5 protein-coding genes are annotated in these 5,929 nt (G+C 62.6%); all 5 read right to left on the bottom strand.

Annotation, left to right across the window (positions count from 1 at the left end):
• Nucleotides 1-200: 200 nt before the first annotated feature.
• The gene (locus AC1DWF_RS29360; protein ID WP_476804497.1) at nt 201-1,802 is read right to left on the bottom strand and encodes a GMC family oxidoreductase; all 1,602 of its coding nucleotides are present in this window, start codon (nt 1,800-1,802) and stop codon (nt 201-203) included.
• Nucleotides 1,803-1,812: 10 nt separating this feature from the next.
• Nucleotides 1,813-2,562, bottom strand: coding sequence for a 2-amino-5-chloromuconate deaminase CnbZ (gene cnbZ, locus AC1DWF_RS29355; RefSeq protein WP_476786772.1), 750 nt, complete (start codon nt 2,560-2,562; stop codon nt 1,813-1,815).
• Between the two features lie 123 nt (nt 2,563-2,685).
• Nucleotides 2,686-3,549, bottom strand: a complete 864-nt coding sequence (locus tag AC1DWF_RS29350) for a fumarylacetoacetate hydrolase family protein (protein WP_476785253.1) — start codon at nt 3,547-3,549, stop codon at nt 2,686-2,688.
• Nucleotides 3,550-3,667: 118 nt separating this feature from the next.
• Nucleotides 3,668-5,110, bottom strand: a complete 1,443-nt coding sequence (locus AC1DWF_RS29345) for an aldehyde dehydrogenase family protein (RefSeq protein ID WP_476785254.1) — start codon at nt 5,108-5,110, stop codon at nt 3,668-3,670.
• Between the two features lie 22 nt (nt 5,111-5,132).
• The coding region (locus AC1DWF_RS29340) for an amidohydrolase family protein (protein ID WP_476842382.1) at nt 5,133-5,929 on the bottom strand (797 nt) is incomplete at its 5' end.

Genomic DNA, 5,929 nt, shown 5'->3' with positions numbered 1-5,929 from the left:
GATTGGGACCTTGTTTTGCCGACCCCATCAGGGCCAGCAGTCTCCTATGGCTGCATCAACAGGCCGGACAGAAGACTGCACCCGACCAACGCGCCAGAACGTCGAATTATCTCTTGCAATGCGGGAGCCATCCACAGAGGACCGTCCGGAGACGGCCCCGTTCCCGTCGGCGGTGCGCCTTACTCGAACGTAACCAAATTTCACGCGATCAACTGGGCTGCCTTTTCGGCGATCATGACTGCCGCTGCATGCGTGTTGCCTGAGATGATTGTCGGCATGATCGAGCAATCGGCGATGCGCAGCCCCTCTATGCCGTGTACGCGCAATTGCGGGTCGACCACTGCCATGTCGTCATTGCCCATTCGCGCCGTACCGACAGGATGAAAGATCGTCGTGGCAATGTCACCTGCGGCATGCGCGAGGTCCTCGGGCGCCTGTATGTGCACGCCCGGCTTGAATTCCTCGGGGCCGAATTGCGCCATGCGTTTGGTTTCCATCAGCTGGCGGGCGATGATTATCGATGCGACCGCGACTTCACGATCACTTTCAGTGGAGAGGTAGTTGGGTGCAATTTCCGGATGATCGTCCGGCCGGGCGGAGACGATGCGCACATGACCGCGCGATTCCGGCCTGAGATTGCACACTGATATGGTGACTGCGGGGAAGCTGTGCAGCGGCTGGCCGAAGGATTCCAACGAGAGCGGCTGGACATGGAATTCGATGTTGGGCGTTTCGAAGCGCGCGTGAGATTTCATGAAGATACCGAGCTGGCTCGGCGCCATCGACACGGGTCCCGAGCGCTTGAGAGCGTATTCCAATGCAATCAGGGCTTTGCCTGTGAGGCTGGCCTGGCGCTCGTTCAGCGTTTCCGCTCCCGACACCTTGAATGCGGTCCGGATTTGCAGATGGTCCTGCAGGTTTTCGCCTACGCCGGGTAGGTTGTGCATGACCTCGATGCCGTGATGCCGGAGAAGTGCCTGCGGTCCGATACCTGACAATTGCAGCAGTTGTGGCGTGCCGATCGCTCCCGCTGAGAGGATGAGTTCGCCCTCCACCTTCACATGCGCGGGCTTGCCGCCGAGATTGAGGTCCAGTCCTCTAACCCTACGGCCGGAGAACATCACGCGCTCGGCCTGCGCATGGGTGAGTATCGTGAGGTTCCTGCGGTGCCGAACAGGCTTGATGAAGGCACGCACCGCATTGAACCGGAATCCGGATTTCTGGTTCACCTCAAAATAGGACGAACCGAAATTGCTGCCGTTGTTGAAATCGTCGACCTTCGGCACACCGAGTTCTTCGGCTGCCTCGCGCACGGCGTCGAGGATCGGCCAGCTCAGTCGCTGGCGCTCCACCCTGAGTTCGCCGCCCTGTCCATGGAACTGGTCGGAAAGGCCATGATGGTCCTCCGACTTCCTGAACAGCGGCAGCACGTCGTTCCAGCCCCAGCCCGGATTTCCGAGCTGGCGCCAATGGTCGTAGTCGGTGGCCTGGCCGCGCATGTAGATCATGCCGTTGATGGACGAGCAGCCGCCCATCACCTTGCCGCGTGGATAGGCGAGGGAACGGCCGTTCAGGCCGGGTTCCTTCGCTGTCCGGTAGCCCCAGTCCGTGCGCGGATTGCCCATGCAGTAGAGATAGCCGACCGGGATGTGGATCCAGTGATAGTTGTCCGATCCCCCGGCTTCCAGAAGCAGCACGCGCTTGCCGGGATCGGCGCTCAGCCGGTTTGCCAGAACGCAACCGGACGAGCCCGCCCCGACAATCACGTAGTCATAGCTGCCGATGTCAGTACGCATGGTCATCCGATGGCTCTTAGACGACATGTTCCGCGGCAACGCCCCGGAGATCCATCTCGTATTCCAGATCCACGACGGGCGGGTTGTTGAAGTGCCAGGTCAGACCGGCGCGCGCAGCACCGCGCTTGACGATTTCGTCGGCCAGGAACGGGTAGAGGTTGTGCACGGTGTAGACCTGGACCGCCGTCGCGTTTTCCCATCCGAAGCCCAGCGTAGCGGCACGGCGCTCCATTTCCTCCAGCACGAACTTGGCCTTGGTGCGCAGGCCGTGGGCTGAGAGATCGCCACGCCTGACGATGTGGTCGCGATAGGCGGCATGGCCTTCGGGCACCTCGGCGGATCCGGAAATGACAAAGGAAGGCGCGGTCTCGGCGGTCGGCACGGTAAACGAGAACGCATAGATCGAGGGCACAGGCGGCGGTGCGATCTGCGGACAGACATTGCTGCGCGCCACGGGATTGTGGCCCGTCTCAAGCAGGCCCCACGCCTTCAGCGTCTTCGTGTAGCTGCTGTTGAAGGCAACGAAGCCCTCTTCGGTAAATGGTGCCGGGGAGCGCAGTTCGCATGCGGCGAATGCCGTGAGGGGGCGGTCTGCAGCCATGATGATCTTCTCGATCTCGGCAAAACCTTCCGCAAGCGGCAACGGCTGGGTGAACCGCACGCGTTCCAGGCGAAAGCCCGGCAATGCCGCCACGCCGCCCGAGTATTGCGAAACGCCCTTGATGAAGCGGTAGCCGCCAGACGTAAATTCAATCACTTCGCCCATAATGTCTCTCCTGAATATGAAAAATGCCAGATCGGCCTGCCGCCACGGGGATAAACGACGTGCCCCAGCCAAGTGTCGACCGAGCCGGCATGGAAAGCACAGCCGCGCTTCCGCGCATTGCCGCTAGGCGCTTGGTGTGGTTTCCCGCGCAACCTGGTTGCGCAGCAAGCCGACACTTTCGATGTCGACTTCGACAAGATCGCCCTCCTTCATGAAGAGGGGTGGCACGCGCGCGAAGCCGACACCGCCGGGCGTGCCCGTCACGATCACGTCGCCGGGGGAAAGCGGGGTGATGCGCGAGACGTAGGCAATCAGCTGAGCCACGGAGTGTATCATCTGGCTGGTGCGCGCCATCTGGACGGCTTCGCCGTTCAACCGGCAGCTGATCGCAAGGTCTTGCGGGTTCGGAATTTCGTCGGTTGTGACCAGGAACGGCCCAAATGCGCCCGTCGCCGGGAAATTCTTGCCCGGCAAGAACTGCGACGTGTGGACCTGCCAGTCACGAACTGAGCCATCGTTGTAGCATGAGTAGCCGGCGACATGATCCAATGCGGCATCCGCCAGTATGTTGCGGCCGCTTCTGCCGATGATGACGGCGAGCTCCGCCTCGAAGTCGAACTGGGTGGAAACCGATGGCATCAACATCGGTTCGCCATGCGCGCATTGGGAGTCGGCGAAGCGGGCAAACAAAGTCGGATGCTGTGTCGGCGCATGGCGCGTCTCGACCATGTGGTCGTGGTAGTTCAGCCCGACGCAGATGATCTTCCCCGGATTGGGAATCGGCGCCTGCAACACGATGCCGGCAAGCGGCAGCTCAGGGCTGCGGCCGATGGCCTGGGTGCAGATGCCGAGGAAGTCAGCCTCGGCCAACAGACTTGCGAGCGTTGGAAAGCTGTCGCCAAGAACGCGGCTGATGTCGATGACGCGGTCGTCCGCCACGACGCCATATCCGGCTCGGCCGTTATGGAGATAGCTACAAAGTCGCATCGTTCCTCACTGCGATTGGCTGGAGTTTGGTCCGTGAACCGGGTGGCCGGCGCGATGCCGGCGCGAGTTTGATTGTCGGTATGGCGAACCGGGTCGGCACTGCCGCCCGGCCTGTTCTTCAGCTGATGTCGAACGTAATCGTCTTGACGTCGGTGACTTCGCGCAGCGTGTGCTTGCCACCGAGGCGGCCCAGGCCACTGGCCTTGCCGGAGGCGCCGCCAAACGGCAGGTGAAGTTCCCAGTAGCAACTCGCGCTGTTGATGTTGACGAGACCGGCCCGCAGCTTTTCGCCGAATGAAAAGGCGCGGCTCAGGTCACGAGTGAACACACTGGCGGCGAGTCCGTGCGACGAAGCATTGGCGGTGTCGAGCAGGTCGGCGTCATCGGCACACACCACCAGGGGCGCCACGGGACCGAAGGTCTCGGAGGTGTTGAGCAGCGCCTGGCGGTCGACACGTCCCATGACCGTGGGTTGGTACAACAGACCTGCCCCCTTCTTTCCGCCGGTGAGAAGGTTTGCACCCCGGGCCAAGCCGTCCGCCACATGTTGTTCGACCTTGGCGACCACCTGGGGGTTGTTCAGCGGCCCCATCGTCGTCTCCGCGAGCAGCGGATCGCCAAGGCGGATCGTCTCTGCAATGCCTGCGATGCGGGCGGCAAGCGCGTCGTGGTTCTTTTCGGTGACGAGGATTCGGCCGGTCGCGGCGCAGACCTGACCGGCATTGAAGAAGCAGCCAAAGGCAGCGGCCTGCGCTGCACGATCCAGATCTGCGTCATCGAGCACGACGACTGGCCCGTTGCCGCCGAGTTCCAGCAGCATAGGCTTGCCGGCTCCGCGCTTTGCGATGGCGCTTCCGGTCTGCGGACTGCCGGTGAAACCGATCCCATGCGTGCCGGGGTTGGAGACGATCTCGTCGCCGACAACCGCGCCGGGGCCAAGGACAAGGTTTACCGCCCCATCTGGAAGGCCAGCCTCGGCGATGCATTCCATCAGCTTGACAGCACAAAGCGATGTCGTCGGCGCAGGCACCCACACCACGGCATTGCCTGCGGCAAGGCAGGGCGCGAGGTACTCGACAGGAATGTTGATCGGGAAATTCCAAGGCGTCACGATCGCGTAGACGCCGCGTGCCTGGCGGAAACTTATGGCCCGTTTGCCTGGTGTCTCGACCGGGATGAACTCGCCTTCGAGCCATTTGATCAACTCGGCAGCTTCCCGGAATCCGGTGGCTGCTGCATCGATCTCGCCATAGGCTTCCGACGCCAGCGGCTTGCCTTGTTCGCGGGCAAGGGTAAGGGCGAGCTCGCCACGGCGCTTCTCGATGACATCGGCGACGCGATTGCAGAGACGTGCTCGATCCCATGCCGACATCTTCGACAATGCATTGTGACCGGCTTCGGCCGCCTTGATCGCATCCTGCGCGTCGGAGCGGTCGCCCTCGGCAAGAACTGCCAGGAGATTGCCGTCGTAGGGCGACCGCGCGTCAAACGTTTGACCGCTGTGCGAGGGCGTCCACTTGCCCGCTATGAAATGCTGCGCCTGAACTACGCTGTGTTCCATCGTCATTGTTCCGCTCGGATTCTTATTGGGATTGCATGAGATGGCTGCCGCCCGTGGGGTCGATCTGGCGACCCCTCACGATGAGGCGGTCGCACACCAGCCTTGTGGAGACGTCGAGGCCTTCGCCGGCCGCGTCTCTGAAGGTCCAGGGTTCGTCGCGCCACTTAAGCACGGCAACATTGGCTTCGTCGCCGACAGCGATGCGACCTAGGTTGGGACGGCCGATGACCTTCGCCGGGTTGGCGCTGCCGGCAGCAAGCGCGGTCGTCTGGTCCACGCCTAGCGCAATCATCTTGTTGATCGTGGTCAGAAGGTCGTAGGCAGGACCGTTGACCGAAAGGGAATGGATGTCCGAACTGATCAGGTCGGGCACGAAGCCCTCGGCCAGCATCTCGCGGCAGACACGGAAGGAAAAGCCGCCCATGCCATGGCCGATGTCGAAGTGTACGCCGCTTTCGCGCGCCCGCCATACCGCATCGCGGACGCGGCCATTTTCAGTCGCGGCGTTCGGATCCGGACGGCAGCAATGCGTGATGATGTCACCGGGACGCAGCCGCTGCAGGACCTCCTCGATGGATGGAGGGTCAAGGTCGACGTGGCACATGACCGGCAGGTTCAGGCGCTCGGCCACCTCAAGTGCCACTTCGAGAGCTGCGCCGCCGTTTTCGCCGGAAGCTTTGCGGCCGGCCCGCACCTTGATGCCGACGATTTGCTCCGGATAGGCCTGCGCGGCTTCTATGCAGCTTTCGGCGTCGACGAGGCGCATGTCGCGGCGCGTGTCGCGGCTTTCACCGAGCAGCACGCGGGTGGAGAAGCCGA

Source organism: Aminobacter sp. P4_D5 (assembly GCF_056401815.1).
Note: the sequence above shows the minus strand (reverse complement) of the source record. Positions and strands in the feature narration are given on the sequence as shown.

Excerpts from the sequence above, each read along its gene's own strand:
- AC1DWF_RS29360 (WP_476804497.1), bottom strand. The coding sequence starts at position 1,802 with ATGACCATGCGTACTGACATCGGCAGCTATGACTACGTGATTGTCGGG.
- cnbZ (WP_476786772.1), bottom strand. The coding sequence starts at position 2,562 with ATGGGCGAAGTGATTGAATTTACGTCTGGCGGCTACCGCTTCATCAAG.
- AC1DWF_RS29350 (WP_476785253.1), bottom strand. The coding sequence starts at position 3,549 with ATGCGACTTTGTAGCTATCTCCATAACGGCCGAGCCGGATATGGCGTC.
- AC1DWF_RS29345 (WP_476785254.1), bottom strand. The coding sequence starts at position 5,110 with ATGGAACACAGCGTAGTTCAGGCGCAGCATTTCATAGCGGGCAAGTGG.